The 20,903-nt window shown below is 38.9% G+C and carries 23 protein-coding genes; 12 read left to right on the top strand and 11 right to left on the bottom strand.

The window, feature by feature from the left end; translation table 11 throughout:
• Window positions 1–5: 5 nt before the first annotated feature.
• The 3 genes from MKY80_RS08330 to MKY80_RS08320 form a co-directional block, all read right to left on the bottom strand.
• On the bottom strand, window positions 6–536 hold the full coding sequence (locus tag MKY80_RS08330; RefSeq protein ID WP_008175608.1) for a DUF2812 domain-containing protein: 531 nt from the start codon (window positions 534–536) through the stop codon (window positions 6–8).
• Window positions 537–597: 61 nt separating this feature from the next.
• On the bottom strand, window positions 598–1,134 hold the full coding sequence (locus MKY80_RS08325; protein WP_089984990.1) for a DUF2812 domain-containing protein: 537 nt from the start codon (window positions 1,132–1,134) through the stop codon (window positions 598–600).
• 1 nt (window position 1,135) lies between these two features.
• Window positions 1,136–1,450 carry a helix-turn-helix transcriptional regulator gene (locus MKY80_RS08320; protein ID WP_008175604.1) on the bottom strand — a complete coding sequence of 105 codons (315 nt, stop codon included), beginning with the start codon at window positions 1,448–1,450 and terminating at the stop codon, window positions 1,136–1,138.
• 184 nt (window positions 1,451–1,634) lie between these two features.
• Between MKY80_RS08320 and MKY80_RS08315 the strand changes: the two genes are divergently transcribed.
• Complete coding sequence (locus MKY80_RS08315) at window positions 1,635–2,216, top strand: TetR/AcrR family transcriptional regulator (protein WP_089984992.1); 582 nt, start codon at window positions 1,635–1,637, stop codon at window positions 2,214–2,216.
• A gap of 56 nt (window positions 2,217–2,272) precedes the next feature.
• Complete coding sequence (locus tag MKY80_RS08310) at window positions 2,273–3,454, top strand: ABC transporter permease (protein WP_089984994.1); 1,182 nt, start codon at window positions 2,273–2,275, stop codon at window positions 3,452–3,454.
• 320 nt (window positions 3,455–3,774) lie between these two features.
• Here MKY80_RS08310 and MKY80_RS08305 read toward each other — a convergent pair whose 3' ends face one another.
• Window positions 3,775–4,356, bottom strand: a complete 582-nt coding sequence (locus MKY80_RS08305) for a TetR/AcrR family transcriptional regulator (RefSeq protein WP_043989981.1) — start codon at window positions 4,354–4,356, stop codon at window positions 3,775–3,777.
• 156 nt (window positions 4,357–4,512) lie between these two features.
• Between MKY80_RS08305 and MKY80_RS08300 the strand changes: the two genes are divergently transcribed.
• Window positions 4,513–5,271, top strand: a complete 759-nt coding sequence (locus tag MKY80_RS08300; RefSeq protein WP_008175594.1) for an SDR family oxidoreductase — start codon at window positions 4,513–4,515, stop codon at window positions 5,269–5,271.
• Window positions 5,272–5,322: 51 nt separating this feature from the next.
• On the opposite strand, the gene brnQ is transcribed toward MKY80_RS08300, so the two are convergent.
• Window positions 5,323–6,666 carry a branched-chain amino acid transport system II carrier protein gene (brnQ, locus tag MKY80_RS08295; protein WP_089984998.1) on the bottom strand — a complete coding sequence of 448 codons (1,344 nt, stop codon included), beginning with the start codon at window positions 6,664–6,666 and terminating at the stop codon, window positions 5,323–5,325.
• A gap of 178 nt (window positions 6,667–6,844) precedes the next feature.
• Window positions 6,845–7,597: an alpha/beta fold hydrolase gene (locus tag MKY80_RS08290; protein ID WP_031419567.1), complete on the bottom strand. Its 753-nt coding sequence runs from the start codon at window positions 7,595–7,597 to the stop codon at window positions 6,845–6,847.
• A 284-nt stretch (window positions 7,598–7,881) separates the two neighbouring features.
• On the opposite strand from MKY80_RS08290, the gene MKY80_RS08285 reads away from it, so the two are divergent.
• Window positions 7,882–8,787 carry a LysR family transcriptional regulator gene (locus MKY80_RS08285; RefSeq protein ID WP_089985000.1) on the top strand — a complete coding sequence of 302 codons (906 nt, stop codon included), beginning with the start codon at window positions 7,882–7,884 and terminating at the stop codon, window positions 8,785–8,787.
• 36 nt (window positions 8,788–8,823) lie between these two features.
• Here the strand turns inward: MKY80_RS08285 and MKY80_RS08280 are convergent, their stop codons facing one another.
• Window positions 8,824–9,621 (bottom strand): DUF1835 domain-containing protein, encoded by a 798-nt coding sequence (locus MKY80_RS08280; protein ID WP_107921829.1) that lies wholly within the window; start codon window positions 9,619–9,621, stop codon window positions 8,824–8,826.
• A gap of 11 nt (window positions 9,622–9,632) precedes the next feature.
• On the bottom strand, window positions 9,633–9,779 hold the full coding sequence (locus MKY80_RS08275; protein ID WP_008175585.1) for a hypothetical protein: 147 nt from the start codon (window positions 9,777–9,779) through the stop codon (window positions 9,633–9,635).
• A 393-nt stretch (window positions 9,780–10,172) separates the two neighbouring features.
• Here MKY80_RS08275 and MKY80_RS08270 point away from each other — a divergent pair, with 393 nt between their 5' ends.
• From MKY80_RS08270 to MKY80_RS08245, 6 genes are all read left to right on the top strand, one after another.
• The gene (locus MKY80_RS08270; RefSeq protein WP_089985002.1) at window positions 10,173–10,556 is read left to right on the top strand and encodes a sodium:proton antiporter; all 384 of its coding nucleotides are present in this window, start codon (window positions 10,173–10,175) and stop codon (window positions 10,554–10,556) included.
• A 384-nt stretch (window positions 10,557–10,940) separates the two neighbouring features.
• A complete protein-coding gene (proB, locus tag MKY80_RS08265) occupies window positions 10,941–12,035 on the top strand; it encodes a glutamate 5-kinase (protein WP_342532517.1) in 1,095 nt (364 codons plus the stop codon).
• A 12-nt stretch (window positions 12,036–12,047) separates the two neighbouring features.
• Entirely contained in the window at window positions 12,048–13,298 is a 1,251-nt protein-coding gene (locus MKY80_RS08260; protein WP_090001805.1) for a glutamate-5-semialdehyde dehydrogenase, read from the top strand.
• Between the two features lie 88 nt (window positions 13,299–13,386).
• Entirely contained in the window at window positions 13,387–14,271 is an 885-nt protein-coding gene (locus MKY80_RS08255; protein WP_025115015.1) for a DMT family transporter, read from the top strand.
• The gene (locus MKY80_RS08250; protein ID WP_342532513.1) at window positions 14,271–15,221 is read left to right on the top strand and encodes a carbohydrate kinase; all 951 of its coding nucleotides are present in this window, start codon (window positions 14,271–14,273) and stop codon (window positions 15,219–15,221) included. Before MKY80_RS08255 ends, MKY80_RS08250 begins: the two co-directional genes overlap by 1 nt.
• A 75-nt stretch (window positions 15,222–15,296) precedes the next feature.
• Window positions 15,297–15,686 (top strand): RDD family protein, encoded by a 390-nt coding sequence (locus MKY80_RS08245; protein ID WP_008180252.1) that lies wholly within the window; start codon window positions 15,297–15,299, stop codon window positions 15,684–15,686.
• 211 nt (window positions 15,687–15,897) lie between these two features.
• Here MKY80_RS08245 and MKY80_RS08240 read toward each other — a convergent pair whose 3' ends face one another.
• The gene (locus tag MKY80_RS08240) at window positions 15,898–16,329 is read right to left on the bottom strand and encodes a GNAT family N-acetyltransferase (RefSeq protein ID WP_043990712.1); all 432 of its coding nucleotides are present in this window, start codon (window positions 16,327–16,329) and stop codon (window positions 15,898–15,900) included.
• A 125-nt stretch (window positions 16,330–16,454) separates the two neighbouring features.
• On the opposite strand from MKY80_RS08240, the gene MKY80_RS08235 reads away from it, so the two are divergent.
• Entirely contained in the window at window positions 16,455–16,907 is a 453-nt protein-coding gene (locus MKY80_RS08235; RefSeq protein WP_036125008.1) for a MarR family transcriptional regulator, read from the top strand.
• A 40-nt stretch (window positions 16,908–16,947) separates the two neighbouring features.
• Here MKY80_RS08235 and MKY80_RS08230 read toward each other — a convergent pair whose 3' ends face one another.
• The gene (locus MKY80_RS08230; RefSeq protein ID WP_090001801.1) at window positions 16,948–18,303 is read right to left on the bottom strand and encodes an aspartate aminotransferase family protein; all 1,356 of its coding nucleotides are present in this window, start codon (window positions 18,301–18,303) and stop codon (window positions 16,948–16,950) included.
• A 144-nt stretch (window positions 18,304–18,447) separates the two neighbouring features.
• Between MKY80_RS08230 and MKY80_RS08225 the strand changes: the two genes are divergently transcribed.
• Complete coding sequence (locus MKY80_RS08225; RefSeq protein ID WP_008180245.1) at window positions 18,448–20,085, top strand: PucR family transcriptional regulator ligand-binding domain-containing protein; 1,638 nt, start codon at window positions 18,448–18,450, stop codon at window positions 20,083–20,085.
• On the opposite strand, the gene MKY80_RS08220 is transcribed toward MKY80_RS08225, so the two are convergent.
• Entirely contained in the window at window positions 20,074–20,901 is an 828-nt protein-coding gene (locus MKY80_RS08220) for an ABC transporter permease (protein WP_008180243.1), read from the bottom strand. The genes MKY80_RS08225 and MKY80_RS08220 overlap by 12 nt on opposite strands.
• Between the last annotated feature and the right edge of the window lie 2 nt (window positions 20,902–20,903).

Here is a 20,903-nt window from a genome sequence, read left to right as displayed (position 1 = left end):
CCTCCTTATCCTTCGAATATATGTAAATTTTCTTTCAATCTTTTTTTACGGTTTTCATTTTTAAATATAGAGATACACACCATTATGGATACGATAAAATTTAAACATCCTACACTAGTGTTGACGATTGTTACAGAAGGTCCCCAAGCTCCCATCGAAAAATTATAAAGCCCAGCCACTATATTGAATAGCAACAGTACTATAAAAATACGATTCATCGACTTTATATAGCTAATTTTAGAGGTAGTATCTGAGAATAATTCAAATGGCCCTTCTGCCTTTGGTTTTCGATAATACGCCCAAACACCGAATTTGTGCACACATTCTATATTCATCTCCTCTAGAAACTCAAAATAGTCCTTCGATTTGCTATTCACTAATTCATTCCGATAAATATATTGTTGTGGTGTTCCTTTTTCAAAAATAAAATAACCTACAACTGCTTTTTTTAAATTCCACCCCCGGTCTGCCATTTCATTGACCCACCGTTCTTCCTTTTCATAATCTATAAAAAAACGGTATATTCTTTTTTCCATCCTTTCACCCCTACTAGATTTATTGTTATTTTCTGATTTCCCAGAAAATAATAGACGTCCACTAATCTGAAAATATATTTAACTCCTTTTTCAATCGATTGCGGACTCGTCTAAGCCTATATAATGGGAAAGAGAATAAGATGACTATAATTAGATTTAAGCTATGTAAAATAAACCCTATCCAATTCGTCATTTCGTGAGAAAAATCGCCGATCAAGCCTGAAATACCAAAATATAAATTAAGTAGAATAAGAGGGAAAAAGAGTGCCATCTTTTTTGACAGACTTCCTATTTTAGTTTTTTTATCCGTATAAAGCTCAAACGGACCTCCCTGGGAAGCCTTTCTAAAAAACACAAAATTACCAGAGCGATCAACTTGTTCAATGCCTGAACTTTTTAAAAATGCTAGATAGTCCTCTTCGTAGTGAGTGCCAAATCGCTCTAATTCATCATGGCGATAAATATAGCTGCCTGCTTCTCCACGCTCAAACGTAAAACGAATCCATGTAAACTTTTTCAGATGCCAGCCCTGGCAAGCCATGTTATTGACCCACTTTTCAATTGCATATGGATTAATCATCAAACGATATTTATGCATATTATTCAACTCCTCTCGTTATACGGATACCATTGTCAAAAAGTTCCCTTAATCTCAAAATTTCATATTCAACTATCTTATCCCCAGTTTCTGTAATTACATATTCTTTCTTGCGACCATCCTCATCGAGCGCCTCAATCCAGCCTCGTTCAAGTAAAGTTTTAATGGCCCCATAAATGGTACCTGCGCCTAAGCGTACTCGCCCACTACTCATTTCCTCTACTAATTGCATGATGCCATAACCATGTCTAGGCTCATACAATGCTAATAAAATATAATATACGCCTTCAGTTAACGGCGGATGCTCCTGTGTCATACAATCCCCCTTTATATCGTCCACCAATATATCGTCAGCCGATACATCTAAACTATATCAGCCGTCGATATAGTTGTCAATGTTCTTATTGCTAATTATTTCCTTGAAACAAATAATTTTGTTGCAGAGAATTATGCACTATGCTAGCATGTAAGTGATTACTTGCATGAAAGGAAGTTTATGATTGACAACAAAGGGAACCGCGGAACGAATCATCGAAGCTGCTCTACAATTGATTAGTGAAAAGGGCTATACTGCCGCCACAACGAAAACGATTGCTGAATTAGCCGGCGTCAATGAAGTTACACTTTTCCGCCATTTTGGCAATAAGCGTGGCCTCTTGAAAGCCATAGTCGAACAATTTTCGTATTATCCCCTTTTACAACAGGAGATCCATCAAAACGTTACGTGGGATTTAGAAAAAGATTTATTAAACTTCTCATTAAAGCATTTTGATTTTTTAATGTCGATTAAAGATTTGGTGATGATTGGCTTTAAGGAGTCCATTCAGTTTCCTGAAATTAGTGAGGAAATTGCAAATATTCCTCTTCTAATCAAAAAGGAATTATGCCAATACTTCCAAGAAATGAAACAACGAGGGAAGATAAGAGAGGTTGATTTTGAAGCTGCAGCGTTATCACTAATTGCTCTTAACTTTGGTCATTTTATGTCACGTGCACGTCTTGGTACTATGGTGTCTGACATACCAACCGAAGAACTATTACAGACAAGTGTTGCTATTTTTTCTAGGGGACTCGTTTCCTAGAAAAAATTTTTCCTTTCAATGCAAGTAAGTACTTACTTTATTAAGGGGGATTAAAAATGAGAGGTTTACAAACTTTATTGAGAATTCGAGAAACATATATTGGCATTGTTGCTGCAATTGCCTTTCAATTAATTTTCTTTACAATTTGGATGACAGCCTATGACGGCGTCAATGAGCGAGCTGATCAATTATCGATAGGCTTGTTGACGGAAGATACAGAAATGGGGTCGCAAATAGTAAAGGACATGAAGGACAACATTCCATTTACGCTAAAAGAGTATTCCTCTAGGAAGGATGCCGAGCAAGCACTCAATGAACGCCAGATTAATATGATTATGCAAATTCCAGCTAATTTTACGAAGCAGCTTCGGACAGGAGAAAAAGCTGAAATCATTTATTCGATTAATCAGGCCAATGCTAGTGTTGCGAAAAACATGATGGATGGTGTAGCTAAGCAATTAACAGAAGAAATGAACCAAATGCTCTACCCATTACAACAAAATCAGGCGATCGAGGTTTTTTCCCAACAATTTGCCCAGCTTCCATTTGAGCAAAATACCTCACAGCAAATAAACGCATCTGTCCAAACAACCGTGATGACAGTTAAAGATCATGCCGTCAATGCGACCATCGTTAAAACGAATGATGTAGAGGGATTTGCAGCAAACTTTGTCCCACTAATGGTCATCATCTCCTCCTTTGTAGGGGCTATGGTGATGATTATGCAACATCAGCAAGCCGCACAAATGGTACAAAGTAGTGTTTCAAAATGGCAATTATTCCTTGCACGCCAGCTGCTCAATGTTGGAGTCGCTCTCACTTTACCATTCCTTACAATCGGCTTAATGCATCTATTTACTATTTCCAGTAATGAAAGCTTTCTATCCATCTATTTCTTCCAATCTGTGCTGTTTCTAGCTTTCCTTTGCCTAGCACAAGTTTTCGTCATTCTCTTTGGAAATATCGGCATGGTCTTCAATATTTGTGCTCTATCTCTCCAATTAGTAACCTCTGGAGTACTCGTTCCGAAAACCATGCTTTCTGAAGGCTACCAGCAATTAGCTGCCATGCTCCCCGCTACTTACGGTGCCGATGGCTATTACACTATTATTTTCGGAGGAAGTGCCGCTAATTTACTACAAAACAGTAGCTCCTTAGCCATCATCATCCTAGTCACTCTGGCAATCGCTACAGTAACCGTAGCAATCAAGCCCGCTCCTGCTCTTACCTCTAGTTAGTTGTATGCTATAGCCCCTTGCTCTGTTCATTTCTGGATGGACGGGGTGGGGCTATCCGTTAGTTTGAGTGAGCTATCCACTACTTTGAGCGTTTTTTCCATCCCTTTGAGCGTTCTATCCGCCACTTTCTCCGCTCTATCCGTCACTTTGAGCGTTCTATCCGCCACTTTCTCTGCTCTATCCGTCACTTTGGCGTTCTATCCGCCACTTTCTCCGCTCTATCCGTCACTTTCAATGTTCTATCCGTCACTTCGGCCGTTCTATCCACCGATTTCTTCATTTCGCTTCATTTCAAGCGTCCCATCTCCTCTTTTTACGCTCTATCCTCCACTACGGACATTTTTCAAAATAGTGGCGAGTTGCTGATTTAAGACGCTTACGCTGTCGCTAAAGTCCCCACGGTACCATTGGATAATGAGTCCGATAATCGCGTTTGCTTGGTAGGCGCTATAATAATCAATCGAAATTGATTCTGTCATTTGATGCTCGTGATGTAAGGTAATGTCTCTCTTTAGCAATGAGTAAATTCCGTCAAACAGCATGTAATAATATGTCAATGGGACATTTTTGGAAAACACAATCCGATAAAACATTTTAAAGCGTTCAATATGATGAAAAATACGAATCGTGTTCGGATCTAGTTGATGTGTATCCAATGTTGTCACGGCACGATAAGGTTCTTCGTAGGATTGGTATAAATCCTCCATAATCTCTTGAAAGTATTCTTCAAAGAGTCCTTCCTTTTGCTCGTAATGCAAATAGAAGGTTCCTCTATTCACCTTGGCCTCTCTACATATTTCTGCAATGGATATTTGCTCCAAAGGCTTTTGACTAAGCAGTGTCAATAAGGCGGCGTGTAAAGCTTGCTTTGTTTTAATAATACGTAAATCTGTTGTAGACAATTTTTTCAGCTCCTTAGTAAACAGTTTTTCCAAAAGTGTTGATTACTCAACACATCCGGATATTTTGCATATTGAAATCGCTTTCATATTTATTATATGATTTTAATGAACAGATGTTCAATATCTATCGAAAAATAGTATGAGGAGGTCTTTGAGATGAGATTAGAAGGTAAAGTAGCAATTGTGACAGGTGCAGCTTCAGGGATGGGGAAAGCTATAGCAGAAGGTTATGCAAAAGAAGGTGCTAAGGTTGTCGTTTCAGATTTAAATTTAGATGGTGCCCAAGCGGTTGTGGAAGGCATTCAAGCGGCTGGGGGTACAGCGTTTGCCATTCAAACAAATGTCGCATCAACAGAAGACTTACAACGTTTATTTGATGAAACAAAAAGTAACTATGGACAATTAGATATTTTAGTCAATAATGCAGGTATCATGGATGGTATGGAGCCAGTTGGAGAAATCTCTGATGATCGTTGGGATAAAGTATTCGCGGTGAATACAACAGCTGTGATGCGCTCAATGCGTATGGCCACAGACATTTTCCTTGCTCAAGGACATGGTGTCTTTGTCAATAATATTTCTGCTGGTGGCTTATACGGTGCACGTGCAGGAGCTGCATACACTGCGTCTAAACATGCCGTTGTTGGATTAACTAAAAATACAGCCTTTATGTATGCTGATAAAAATATTCGCTGTAATGGTATTGCGCCAGGGGCAGTTATGACGAATATCGCCTCTTCCATGACAAATATGAGTCAAACAGGTGCAGCACGCCAATCACTTGGTTTATCGATTAATCCTCGTGCTGGTCAACCTGAGGAAATTGCTCAGTTAGCTATTTTCCTTGGCTCAGACGAAGCGAGCTTTGTGAACGGACAAGTCATTGCTGTCGATGGTGGATGGACTGCTTACTAATATCGTAAAAAAACAGCACGCACAGATTTCATTTTCTGTGCGTGCTTACTTTTAATTATAGTACTTTTTAGATGGAATTAGAGCTCCAAGTATTGCTCCAATAACCGCAGGCAATATCCACCCTAACCCTATATCATAAAACGGTAAGATGGAAGAATAAGCCTTCTCTACAACATCAAATACATGTAATTGCGCTTCAGGCACACTTACTACTAAGGCTTTATAGCCGTCTATTACGCTAATGAAAAATGTGAAAATCATCGCGATGGCATACACCGTTTGCTTATTGTGAAAGAACGATGAGCTAAGAGCCAGTAATATTAAAACAATCGCAAGTGGATATAGGAACATAAGAACTGGGATGGCGAACTGTATAATATTGTTTAATCCGAAGTTGGCAATGATGAAGGATACAACACACAATAAAAATACAAACCATTTATAGCTAATCTTCGGAAACACTTCGTGGAAAAATTCACTACATGAAGTGATTAAGCCGATACTTGTCTTTAAACAAGCGAGCACAATGATAACGGCTAATAAAATAGCACCGAATGAACCGAAATAATGGTCTGCCACTGAGGCAAAAATTAAACCCCCATTATCAAAGGTACCTACAGCTGAAATACTAGAAGCACCCATATACGTAATCAGGCCATAAATAAGCATCATAAGGGCCATTGCAAATATACCTGACGTCCATGTCGCCTTCGCTATTTCCTTCCGATCTGAAATACCTGCACTTTTAATTGCATTAATGACCACAATCCCGAAGGCAAGGGAAGCTAAAGCATCCATCGTATTATAGCCCTCTTTAAAGCCTGTCATAAAGGCAGCATCTATATAATCGCCCATCGGTTGTTGAAAATCCCCCATCGGCTTGACGATACTCGTAATAATTAAAATGAATAACACAATTAAAAAGGCTGGTGTTAAATATTTACCAATGTAATCCATAATTTTTGCTGGATTTAACGAGAAGTAAAAAACGATGGCGAAAAAAATGAAGCTAAACACGGCAAGCAATAATGTAACATGCTGTGCTTGAATATATGGCTCAAAGCCCACTACAAAAGGTACGGTCGCTGTACGTGGAATGGCAAAAAACGGGCCAATTGTTAAGTAAAGGGCCAATGAAAAGACAATACCGAAGACGGGATGAACACGGCTCGCTAGATCGCGTAAGCCATTACTACCTGATAAACCAATCGCTAAAATTCCGAGGAATGGTAGACCGATAGCTGTGACTAAAAATCCGATTAATCCAAGCCAAAAATGGGTCCCTGCTAATTGACCTAATTGGATTGGAAAGATAAGATTCCCTGCTCCAAAATACAGCCCAAATAACATAGTACCGATGACTGCATAGGTTGAGAAAGGTATTTTTTGTTGCATAATTGATGTGCTCCTTAGAAGTTTTTAACTATAGCAAATTATTTTAATCGAATGATTTTTCATTACAATTCAATTATGTTATCAAGCATTTATTATAATTACAATAGTTTTTTCGAATAACATTATGAATATAGAATGTTATTGCATAAAAAAAGAGCTGTCCTCTGACAGCCCTTCCTTAATTTGCAACTGACCATTCAATATGATCTAAAAATTTATAAACATCTTCATATACTTTGTCACGTTCTTTATCTAACGTAATAATATGACCTGAATTTTCATACCAAATGATTTCTTTGTCATCTGTTTCTACAGTATTTAATATAAACGGTGCACTTTCCTGATAAAGCTCATCGTCTAATGACCCTTGTAGAACTAATGTCGGAGCTTTAATTGTTGATAAATCATCACGTGTTTCAGTCGTTAAACGTGTTACACCATCTAATGAATCTTTTGGTGAAATACGTAATTCATGTAATTCTGAAATAATTTGATCTTTTGATTTATTTTCAAAATGTTTATATAAACGAGCATAGTGGTACAAACGTGTAAATAAGCCTTTTGAATTATCACGTGTAATTGGTGCACACATCGCTACACATGCTTTTACTGGAAATGTCTCTGCTACTTTCAATGAGAAAACACCACCTAGTGAAATGCCAACAACTGCAATTTCTTCATAGCCTTTACTTTGAAGGAAGTTATAGCCTTCAACAACATCGTTCCACCAGTCTTCTGGTTTTGTTTCTAATAATGCTTCTGGTTCTACTCCGTGACCACTATAAATCGGTGCATGAACGGTATAACCTCGTTGAGATAAAAATTCTCCTAGCTTTTTCACATCTTTTGTGCTACCTGTGAATCCATGCAATAATAGTACGGCTTTTTTGCCTCCCTCAATTGTTAGAGGTTGCGGCTTTGTTAACTTCATTTTAGGATATCCCCTTCACGGAAATTATTAATTGTGTATTTTATGTGTCTATCTTAACACCCTTTATTCATAATGTACAATTTATAGTTTTTATCAAATCAATGTGTCTCATGCATGAATGATGTCAACTTAACACCTGTACTATCACACTTTCTACTACTTAACTTTTCCATTCTTCTAATTAAAGGCAACGTCTTTTTAAAAAGTTTTTGCCACCTATACTTCCTCTCTGTTTCCCGTTATAATGCAGTTAACTTAAAAATTACGAGAATAGAGATGAAAAAATGGAGTGGCAACAATTAGAATATTTTGTAACCGTTGCAAAGTTAGAACATATGACACGTGCTTCAGAAGCATTGGCAATCTCACAGCCAGCTCTAAGTCGATCAATATCAAAGCTGGAAGAAGAACTAGGTGTACCGCTTTTTGATAGGCAGGGACGTTCCATTATGCTCAATCGCTATGGTGAACTTTTTTTATATCGTGTGCAACGAATGCGGAAAGAATATGAGAAAGCTGTCTTAGAATTACAAGAGCTTAATAATCCGGAGCTTGGGGATGTGTCACTCGGTTTTTTACACACTCTTGGGACTAGTATTGTGCCGGACTTAATTCGTGCTTTTCGTCAGAAGCACCCCCATATCCGTTTTCATTTCACCCAAAATTACTCACATTCTCAATTAAAACAATTGCTTGCTGGAGAGTTAGACCTGTGCTTACTAGCTGCGATTGATACAGAGCCTCCCGTTAGCTGGAAGGAACTATGGCGAGATGAGTTATTTATTATGGTTCCAATTGATCATCCTCTTGCTCATCGCAAAAGCATAAAAATGAAAGAATTGGAGCATGAGAACTTCGTGCTGATGAAAAAAGGGTACGCCCTCCGCCGCTCAGCTGATCGCTTGTTACATGCTGCGGGCATTAAGCCTAAAATTTCTTATGAAGGTGATGAGGTTTCTACCATTGCAGGTTTTGTTGGTGCAGGTCTCGGTGTTTCATTGCTACCTGATGATGAGGATTTGAATCCGAAAAAAATCGTCAAAATCCATGTGGAGGATATGGTTTGTGAACGTATTATTGGCATGGCCTGGATAGACAATCGTTATTTGTCACCATCTGCTCGCCAATTTCAACAATTTGTCTTTGATTTTTATGATAAAAAAATATCTCCTCCCGCTCAGGAAAACTAAAGCGGTAGGTTGCCCCATGCAGCCTACCGCTTTTTATTATACGTCTATATACTTTACTCTACAGGAATGAAAATCTGATAAATCTCCTTCTATCTGAAACAAGCCTTGCTCAATCATAATCATTATGCGTTTCATAATGAATTCATCACTCATATAATCATCCAAGGCAATGTGAATAGTACTGATCATAGGCATAAGTAAAAGCCATTCTTCTTTCTGTTGTGCATGCATATTCTTCACAGCGGCAATAATGTGCGCATCCAAAGTATCTTCCTCTACATGTACAATGCCCTCTTTCCACAATCTGAGGGGACTTGAATGTTCTTTAAGGTTTTCCCATTCCTTAGCAAGCTGTTGACATTCCTGAACTGAAAATCGTTTAGCATAGGGACGAAGCTTCATGAGCATGTCTGAGGAAAGCTCTCCTGTATGGCGAATATCGAGATGTGGTTGAATTTGCTTCAGGCCATCTGTGGCGTCAATCCCATAAACCATACTACATTTATGAATAAACTCACTCATGACATAGCGCAAACCAATCTGTTCATGTGTATTTTGACTATACCAAACCCAAACATCCACATCACAGGGCAGCTCGGCAATTTTTTTCTTCCAGCTTTCATACATATCTACGTATAATTGCTGATCTTCATTATCTTTTATAATATGAGTGTTTAACCATACTATGCGCTCTTCTAAGCTGTGAAGAGGTCCAATAGAGAAATCATCATGGACACTTAAAACGGATTCATTACGTTGCAAAAGATGTTGGCGTATAGCAAGCTTCATGGAACCCTGAGTTGCTAAGCTAAAGGTTATATGTAAAATAGCCATGTGAATTCCTCCTAATGTTTGCTAATGGCAATCTGTATCCCGATCAATGTAAAGAGGATACCTTGAACCATATTTAATCGCTTAGCAAGAACAGGCTTTCCAATAATGACGAATCTATCTTTCCCTGCAACAATACTAAACAAAAAAATATTATTCATGCTTGTACTAAAAATACTATACCCAAAATAAGCATTTGAAACGCCATATGTTCAAGTGATGAATTGACAACTGTGATCACTACACAAGGGATTAAAGATTGTTCAATACTATCCCTTTTCTATATTATAAAAAAATAAGATTGGGAGGTAAATGACTCTATGCATCTTGGAACCTCCAATAATGCCCTTCCTTCACTACTTTTAACAAACTATTTTCATTATACTACATGCCTTACTTTACTTTAGATGTAAGTTTATGACTTTATTAAAATTTTTTCGTGAATGTCCGTTTCACAATTAATGCTCGTTTAAGCAATACTTTTCTCCTTTATTACATTATAATAGAAGAAACTCATCATAAAATAGACAACTTCAATAAGAGGTGATTATTAGATGGCAGTTAGTGATATTGTTTCACAGTACGAAGATGAGCACGGTCAGGTTTACTATAAAATGAAGTCCCATGACATTCAAGTAAAAGCTACACAAAATACAGGCTTAGCTCCTGTTATCACCTACTGGATGAATGACAAAGATATTACCGACTCTATTAGAAATTTACGTTTTAGTCCGCGTCCCCCATCAAGCTATATTCAGGATTATGAAGAATTTCAAGCAATGCTTTATTCGAAAGAGCAGCGTGCCATTAACATGCTTTATGAACAAATGAGCATAAAGCCAAAAAACATGTCCTCAGGAAAACAAGTACTATGGAGCTTCTTTGTGATTATGCTAGCAATGCTCCCCCTTTTCATCGCCATTTGGTGGTTTAAATAAAAATATCATGCCCTTTCTATCTTTTTTTCTTAATTTATCAAAACTTTCAAGTAATTTTCCCAATCATCTTGACAGGCATTTGGAAGTAGTGCATCCTTTACTCAATAGTTGAAAAAATTTATGATGAAAAAACGAACAAAGACCAGTAATTAGTAACTGCTTGAGCAGAGAGCGATGTCCATCGGCTGCAAGACATTGTGCAAGTAAGACTAATGAACCTACTTTGTCTATCGTCCTAGCTAAACTAGGCGCAGTCTCTAGCGTTATGAGGAAAGTGGAATGTCGCACGATATTCAATGTAGGTGGTACCACGGAAAGCAACCCTTTTCGTCCTAATTTTTTTAGGATGAAAGGGTTTTTATTTTGACAATTGGAGGTCGTTTGGTGGAAAAAAAGAGAATTGTCATCAAGATTGGGAGTAGCTCCTTAACAAATGCAAAAGGCGAAATCGATAAAGTTCGCTTAATGGATCATGTTCAGGCAATCGCGGAGTTGAAGAACCAGGGACATGACGTATTACTTGTATCATCAGGTGCAGTAGCAGCAGGCTTTAAACAGCTTGGCTACCCAGCTCGTCCTGTTACGGTAAAGGGCAAACAGGCGGCGGCGGCAGTTGGGCAAAGCTTGCTTATTCAAACGTACAGTGCCTTATTTAGTATTTATGATATAATGCCTGCTCAAATTTTACTGACGCGTACCGATTTTTCTAAAAAGGAATGCTATAAAAATGCCTATGCTACTTTCGAGGAATTGCTTGAACGCTCGATGCTACCTATTATTAATGAAAATGATACCGTTTCTATAAGTGAGTTAACCTTTGGCGACAATGATATGCTGTCTGCGCTTGTTAGTGGACTTGTACATGCAGATCAACTCATCATTTTAACAGATGTTAATGGCTTATATAACGCCAACCCTAGCAAAAACCCTCAGGCGGAACGCATCGATTACTTAACATCCATTACAGATGACCTGTTAAACTTTGCAGACGGTACAGGTTCCAAGGTGGGTACAGGTGGCATGGCATCTAAGCTATTGGCTGCCCGCACAGCTTTACAGGCAGGAGTTAAAGTTTTTATTGGAACAGGAAGTGGCGCTCAAAAGCTTGTTGATATTTTAGCAGGGCGTGGTGATGGCACGTATGTTGGACATGATGACCTAGCCGTGTTAAAGAATCATAAACAGTGGATTGCACTTACGGAAGTTTCTGGTAAAATTTTTATAGATAGTGGTGCTGAACAAGCACTTATGGTCAATGGTAAAAGCTTGTTACCTGCTGGTGTTTATCAGGTTGAAGGTGATTTTAACAATGGGGATGTAGTTGAAGTGTATAGTGAACAAGGTCTACTTGGACGTGGTGAAGTGCTGTATTCCTCACAAGAATTGATGTTCGCTATGGGCAAACGGTCAAATGCATTTTCGAAATGCCCGATCGAGGTTATTCATAGAGATAAATGGCTGAAAATTCAAACTAAATAAGGAGGTCTAAACATGATAAGTGAAATTCAAAAAAAAGGCCAACGTGCCAAAGCCGCTAGCTATATATTAAATATTAAAACGACTTGTGAGAAAAATGAAGCTCTAACTAAAATTGCCGAACAGCTATTGATGGACCAACATGACATCATTGCAGAAAATGCAAAAGACCTTGTCAATGGAGAACAACAAGGGATGTCTGCTTCTACATTGGACCGTATCATGCTCAATGAGGAACGCATTATGGCGATGGTCGATGCCATTCATTTACTTGTCTCTCTCAAAGACCCAGTTGGCACAGTCATCGAACGTATAGATAAAGATAATGGTCTCCACATCGAAAAGCGCATGGTACCACTTGGGGTCATAGGAATGATCTATGAAGCAAGACCGAATGTTACGGTGGATGCCGCGACACTGTCCCTAAAAACAGGCAATGCCGTGATTTTACGAGGGAGCTCATCTGCTACGTTTTCAAATAGTGCCCTTGTAGCAAGTATTCGTTGTGCATTGGCAAAAACGTCTCTACCGACAGATGCTGTCCAACTAATCGAGGATACGAGCCGAGAAACAGCTAAAGAATTATTTCATTTAAACGAGTTCTTGGATGTATTAATACCTCGAGGCGGCAAGGCTCTTATAGACTTAGTCGTCCGAGAAGCTTCTGTCCCTGTATTAGAAACAGGTGCAGGAAACTGTCATATTTATGTGGACGAAATGGCGGATTACATAAAGGCAGAAAAAATTTGTTTGAATGCAAAAACACAGCGTCCCTCTGTTTGTAATGCTGCAGAAAGCTTATTAATTCACCCAGTATGGTTTAAAACATATGGCACGCAGCTTCTATCATCGCTCCATAAAGCAGGTGTTACTATTATTGGTGACGAGCGAGTATGCGAGGCATTTTCAGGAGCCCTTCTAGCGACTGAGGATGACTATGCGACTGAGTTCCTTGATTTAAAAATAAGTGTTAAATTAGTTGAAAATGTTTACGAGGCCATTGAGCATATTCATCATTTTGGGACCAATCATTCTGAAGCGATTATTACGGAAGATCCATTAGTGGCGGAAACGTTTTTAAACAGCGTTGATGCAGCGGCAGTTTATCATAACGCTTCTACCCGCTTCACGGATGGTTTTGAATTTGGCTATGGAGCAGAAATTGGTATTAGTACGCAAAAGCTACACGCGCGTGGCCCAATGGGATTACCTGCCCTCACCTCTACAAAATATTTTATATATGGTAGTGGGCAAATTCGCGAATAATGCTATAGCAAGATAAATGCTGGTAGGGATTTACCCTACTAGCTTTCATTTTCACATTTACAAATAAAAAATAGAAAGAAGGTTTTGTATGAACATCTCAGCCATTATTAAACTAACCGTATCGATGGCACTTTTTGGCTCCATCGGTTTTTTCACCGTTCATACGGGAGTTCCTGCAACAGAGCTTGTCTTTGTTAGATGTATTTGCGCAACCCTCTTTCTAGGAGTATTGTGGCTCATCACAGGTGGACATAAAACGGAGAAATGGGAAAAGAAAGAAATTATTCAAACGATTATTTGTGGCGTTTTCCTAGTGCTAAATTGGGTATTTTTATTTAAAGCCTTTGAGGAAATGTCCATTTCAATTGCGATTTCTATCTATAATTTAGCCCCTATCTTTGTTTTAATTTTAGGCGCTATCTTTTTAAAAGAAAAAATGACCATTCGAGCACTCGTAGCAACCATTACTTGCTTTATCGGTAGTATTTTTATTATGGGTCTTCAAAATTTTGTATCTTTCTCTGAATTTATGCAATCAGGATTTGTTTGGGCCTTACTGTCAGCGGTGTTTTATGCCCTTACTATGCTAACAAGCAAGACCATTACAAACCTTAGCTCTTACGCCTTAACATATATACAAACAACGGTTGGCATTGTGATGCTACTGCCTTTCATCGATTTCTCACTCTTTGAAGGTTTAACCACAACCAATTGGTTCTATATTTTAGGCACAGGATTTATTCATACTGGATTTGTTTATTATTTATTTTTTGATAGTATCCGCAGTCTTTCTACCATTCTAGTTTCCGTACTAGTATTCGTCGACCCAGTTGTCGCGATTTTACTCGATATGCTGCTGCTTGATTTTATGCCGAACTTTATGCAAACTTTGGGCATTCTATTCATCTTCGGCGGGATTTTCTATACGATCTATACACCGAAGAAAAAACGGCTACCACAGGAGGTATCCTAATGGGCAAACTCTTTACAATTGGCGAATTATTAATAGATTTTACGCCAACCCAGCAGCATGGTGACCTAGCCCTTATTGAGCATTTTACGAAGCATGCTGGTGGAGCCCCTGCAAATGTAGCAGCAGTGTGTGCCAAGCTTGGTCAACAGGCTGCCCTCCTAACACAAGTAGGGCAGGATGCGTTTGGTGATTTTCTGAAGAAGACCTTGCAGCTAGTAGGTGTGGATACACAATATATTCGTCAAACGACTGAGGGAGAAACAAGCCTTGCTTTTGTAGCACTCTCTGAAACTGGGGAGCGTGATTTTCAATTTTACCGACGTCATGCTGCAGATCTATTGTATAAACAAGAGTATCTCCCCTCACAACTATTAACAGACAAAGATATCATTCATTTTTGTTCTGTTAATCTTGTGGAAAGTCCGATGAAGTCTGCCCATTTAGCTTTTATTGAGCAGGCACATCAAGCAGGCAGCATCGTTTCCTTTGATCCGAATGTCCGCTTGCCTTTATGGCAGGATGAGACGGTATGTCGAGAAACGATTCTAGCTTTTCTACCAAAAGCCCATATTGTAAAGCTCTCCAATGAAGAACTGTTATTTCTCACAGCCGTTGAAGATGAAATGTCGGCTGTGCACACATTATTTCAGGGACATCTAGAGACGATTATCATTACACATGGAGCAGAAGGCGCAACATTATATACAAAGAAATATCATTGTAAGGTCAATGCTGAGAACGTACAAGCAGTTGATACGACTGGTGCTGGGGACGCTTTTATTGGGGCGATATTAAGTCAATTCCTGCAACATCAACTATCTGTGGATCATTTGGTGGCCTATTGTGAACAGCATGCGATATCCCTGCTTTCGTTTGCAAACCGCTATGCAGGAATCACAACAATGAAGCACGGGGCAATCCCCTCATATCCTGAACAATTATTGGAATGAATCTAGCATCATTCGAAACTTTTTATCCTTATTTTCCGTATGTACTGATGAGAAATCAATGGAAGGAGGACCTGCATGGAATCAATAACAAAAAAACGAGCCCTTGCTTTTTTAATGGATACTGCTATTTCAACAGCTGTCACATTAGGCGTAGAGTATTTTCTACGAAAGAAAGTGAAAAGTGAGGTGGTTCATGCACTCGTTACACCGACCGCCATGTTATGGGCATTAGAGTATGCACAGCTTCGTAAAAATGGACAAACCATTGGCTACAAGGCTATGGGACTAGTACTCGAACATGAAGAGGGTCATACATTATCAGACCGTCAAATTATTAAACGCATGGCTTATCGTGACACAATCAGTTCATTTCACTATTTAAAAAATCGCCAAGCTTTCGAGCAACAGCAAGGTCAATGCCTTCCCCATGACAGCTTTGCGGGTACGGTTGTGAAAGAAAAATAAACGAATAGCTGAAATTAGTGGTAGATAAGCAACACAATGACGTATGGAGCATGATGGATCATCGAACACATATCCAACTTTCATAGGTTAACAATAAAATACCTCCTCCCAAGGTCAAGAGGAGGAGGTATTATTTAATGACAATTAACTTCATGCTTTCTTCAATAAAGAGTACGTGGACATTTTACCAACTTTTCAATCCCTAGCACATTTACCAATATTTCTTCATTAAAATATGGGGAATGCCGCAATCCATAAACTCTTCCCCTTCACGCTTATAGCCTAATTTTTCATAAAAACCTTCTGCATACGATTGAGCATTTAATTTAGCTTTTGTCAGACCATTATCGCGGGCAATTTGCTCTAACCCAATAATGATTTCTTTGCCAAGACCAAATTTACGGAACTCTTCTACTATACAAATACGCTCCAATTTACCATAGCCCTCGACTACACGGAGTCTACCCGTTCCTACTGGCTGCTCCTTATAGTACACAAGAATATGATCACATGGTGCTTGCAGTGAATCAAATTCATCATACTCTTCTACCTCAGGTACTTGTTGCTCTTCAATAAAAACTTTTCGTCTAAAATCAAATGCTAATTGTAAGTCTGCTTCAGTTGTTACTTTTTTTATGCTCATGAATAGTCCTCCTAGTTTCACTTCAATCATCCTCTTCTCCAGGTGCATTTTTCGCCTGAAGATGATACTATTAGTATAGAACTATTTTTATTGCAAATACAATAAAAATCTCAGGAGGATAGAAAATGAAAGAAATCTTACGTGAAATTGGTGCGATCGCACGGGCATTAGACTCGATTAGTAATATAGAATTTAAGGAATTGGATTTAACGAAGGGTCAATATTTATATGTAATCCGAATTTGCGAAAATCCTGGGATCATTCAAGAAAAAGTCGCAGAGCTATTGAAGGTGGATCGCACAACCGCTTCTCGGGCCATTCAAAAATTAGAAACAAAAGGCTTTATTGAAAAAAGAAGTGATCAAGGAAATAAGAAAAATAAATTACTTTTCCCAACTAATAAGAGCTTAGACATCTATCCATTTTTAAAACGGGAGGGCGAGTACTCCAACGAACGAGCACTTGATGGTTTTTCTAGCGAAGAAGTCGATAGCATTCACCATTTACTCACGCGCGTCCTACAAAATATTGAAATTGATTGGGAAGCTGTAAAAAAAGGACAGAAGCGACACTATTAAAGGCGATTCCTGATTTATCCCGATCTGGAATCGCCTTGTACTAGACATGGGTCGCAAATACTCTTTTTAAAACAGCTACCATAAAATCAAGATCTTCATCGGTACAGCAAAGTGGTGGACTTAACGTAATGATATTATTATAGCCCTCCACTGTATCGCCATTTTTCCCAATAATTAAGCCATTCGCTTTACAAGCAGCTATGATGCTTGCCACACGTTCTTCTTTAGCAGGTTTTTGTGAGACTTTATCTTCAACAAGCTCGATACCAACGAGCAACCCAAGTCCCCGAATATCACCAACATAGGGCAGTTCTAATAAGTCTTGTAAGTCATGGAGTAATTGAATTCCCAAATCTTTTGCTCGTTGTACAAGTCCCTCTTCCTCAATGATCTTAATATTTTCTAATGCTACTGCACAGGCTGCTGGGTTACCACCAAACGTATTAATATGTCGAAAATGACTATAGCCATCTGATACTTTAAATTTTTCATAAATATCTTTTCTTACTGCTGTAATTGATAATGGTAAATAGGCGCTAGTGAGTCCCTTTGCCATCGTAATAACATCTGGGCGAATACCAAAATGCTGATGGCCAAATAGCTTGCCTGTTCGCCCAAAACCACAAATAACTTCATCGATAATGAGTAATACCCCATATTTTCTACAAATGCGCTCTACTTCTTGAACATATGTTGGTTGTGGAATTAAAACACCACCACCTGTTATGAATGGCTCCATAATAACTGCCGCAATTGTTTCTTTTTGCTCCCAAATAATTTTTTCCTCGATGTCACGTGCTCTTGCTAAATTATATGCTTCAATAGATTGTCCTTTTGGACGGCGATATGGATCGGGTGGGGCAACATGCAGGAAGCCTGGTGTTAAGGGTTCATATTTATATTTACGTAATGCCTGGCCTGTAGCAGCTAAAGCTCCAAGCGAGCTACCATGGTAGGCACGATAACGAGCAATCATTTTATAGCGGGTCCCTTCCCCGTTTTGTTGATGGTATTGTCGTATAACCTTGAACGCTACTTCATTTGCATCAGAACCACTATTCGAATAAAACATCATATAGTCATCCTCTAATAAGCTGTTGATTTTTTCAGCTAATCTAATAGCAGGTTCATGACTTTGTGTTAAAGGAGCATAGCATAGTTTTTTTAATTGCTCATAAGCGACCTTAGCAAGTCGCTCACGTCCATAGCCTACATTGACCGCCCATAAGCCCGACATGCCATCTAAAAATCGGTTGCCTAAACTGTCTGTTATCCAGGCACCTTCTCCCTGTTCAATAATGACGGGTGTATGGTCGTTATAAATGGACATATGGTGCCAAACGTTTTCACGATCTTTTTGCTGTAAGGTATGGGTGAACTGATCACTTCGTTCCATATCATGACCTCCAATCGTGTATCCTAGATGTCTTTTTTGTCTTTCGTCAATTTCTACTATTACGCTCATTCGTGTTGAAATTTTCTGACTTCTCAAACATAATAAAAAATAGACATTGTACATTCGAAGGGCAGGTGCTAATTTATGTCGAAACATCCTCTACTCGTACGTGATGTCCTGAAGCGCAAATATTTTGAATCGGCGAAGCTTATAGCAGGACACCATGGCCTTGAACGCCAAGTTCAGTGGACACATATTTTAGAAATTAAAGATTTTGATACATTAATTAATGGTGGTGAGCTCATTTTAACTACCGGTGTCGGATTACAGTTAGAGCGCGAAACACAAATTGCCTACTTACAAAACCTTATTCGGAATGAAGCAGCAGGGCTTTGTATTGAAATTGGAGACTATTTTGATCATGTACCCGTCGAGCTGATTGCCATGGCGAATGCGCATCATTTCCCAATCATTGTCTTTGAAGAAATAGTACGCTTTATCGATATTACACAAGATTTACATACGTACATAATTAACCAACATCAACAGGCACTTACACAGCTCGATACCCTTTCCAAAACATTTATGGAATTATCGTTAATGCCAAATGGTATTTTAAAAATTTTACAAGTCCTTCATCAAGATACCGAGGCACCATTTTTATTTGTCTCTGAAGATACCAAAAGCTTTTATTATCCAGTCGAAGCCAAAAAGTACTTACGTATGATGGAAGAACATTGTCAGCAGTTAGAACTACAGGAGCCCTTGCATCTTTTATCAATTGACAAGGATCATTTTGTCATTATCCCCGTAAATGGCCTTGGGCAAGTTTGGGGCTATTTATGTATGCATTCTGGACTGCCAAAACCGAGTGATTATACCTTATTAAACTTGGAACGTGCTACGATGTCGATTGCCCATATTTTAATGCGAAATCGCATGCTACAGGAACGTCAGCAAAGCCGTGAGGATGAATTTATTCTTGCGTTAATTCAAGGCCAGCCTGTCGATATCCAATACTATCAAAGCTATTTACCGATTGAAAGTCGTAATTTATTTTACCGTGTCGTCGTGTTCAATCTACATGACGAAGCCAAAGTGGTACCAGAGGAAGAGTGGCAGGAAATTCAATTACAAAATGCCATGTATGTCCGCTCCATCTTAAAGAAGCTAGGATTCTTCCCTACCGTTTCAGTACGACAGCATGAAATTATTATTTTAGCTTTCTATATTGCTGCAGATTATATGAAGGATAATCGAGATTCCTTCGATCAAGCGATAGCACAAATTGTTGCTAGAAAAGCATCGCAATTTTTTGAACAGCTCACCCTTACTTGCGGGATTAGCAATGTTTATCAAACGATAGAAAGTGTCCATCTTGGCTATAAGGAGGCTAAATCGGTTATCCAAATGCAGCATCATCAATTGACTAGCTCCATTTATTATAAGGATTTAGGTGTCTTCCGGTTATTACTACAGCAGGAGCAGACCGCCCTCTTACAATTTGTGAAAGATTATTTACAAGAACTATTATTGCTGGATCAAAAAAATGGTCATGATTTATTCCAAACATTAGCTGTTTACTTAGCTTGCAATGGAGCTAAAAATGATACGGCTGAGCAATTGTTTATCGTCCGTCAAACGCTCTATAAACGAATTGAACGACTAGAAAGTATATTCGGTGCTGATTTTTTACAAGCGCCACATCGACTAAACATTGAAATCGCAGTCAAGGCCTATGAGCTTTTGCAAAAAACAGCACCTGATTTATTACGATTTTGAACGCGGGTCCATAAAATCACGTAAGGCATTACTAAGCATATATAAACCAAGAACAAGAATCGTAATGGCTCCTCCAGGCGCATACGTATACCAAGGGGCACCGATTAAATAAGCCTGTGAATCTTTTAACATTCTGCCCCAGCTAGGGTTTGGTGGCTGAACACCAAGCCCTAAATAGCTTAGTGCTGCCTCTGCTAGCATGGCAGTTGCGAATGTGACCGTCGCCGCGACAATAATTTGCGATGATATATTAGGTAAAATATGACGAAACATGATGCTATGAGGCTTGACGCCAATTAATTTCGCTGCCAATACATACTCCGAGTCACGTTGTTGGACAAAGCCGCTTCGCGCAATTCGGGCAATAGCAGGAATGGCGATAATGCCCAATGCTACGGCCGTATTGACAATCCCTGGGCCAAATACAGCTACTAGCATTAACGCTAAAATAATGCCCGGAAATGCCATTAAAGCGTCCATTGTTCGCATAAATATTTCATCAATCCAGCCGCCAACATAGCCTGCAATTCCACCTATGGTAATCCCAAAAAACGTCCCAATTCCTACAGTTAATAATCCAACAGCGAAAGCAGTTTGTGTCCCCTTCATAATTCGGCTAAAAATATCACGCCCGAATTCATCTGTCCCAAAAAGATAAGCACCACCTGGCCCACGCAATTTCTCAGGTATGTTCATGGCGTTGACATCATGAGGTGTATAAAAAAAGCTGACCAACATGACGAGCAAAAAGCCGACAATGACGAGGAGACCAATGGATAAATTCAGTTTTTTAGTATAACGTTGTAGCTGTTTCATTG

It is taken from the genome of Lysinibacillus sp. FSL R5-0849 (genome assembly GCF_038595075.1).
Taxonomy (GTDB): domain Bacteria; phylum Bacillota; class Bacilli; order Bacillales_A; family Planococcaceae; genus Lysinibacillus; species Lysinibacillus fusiformis.
This window is presented reverse-complemented; position numbering and strand designations above follow the sequence as displayed.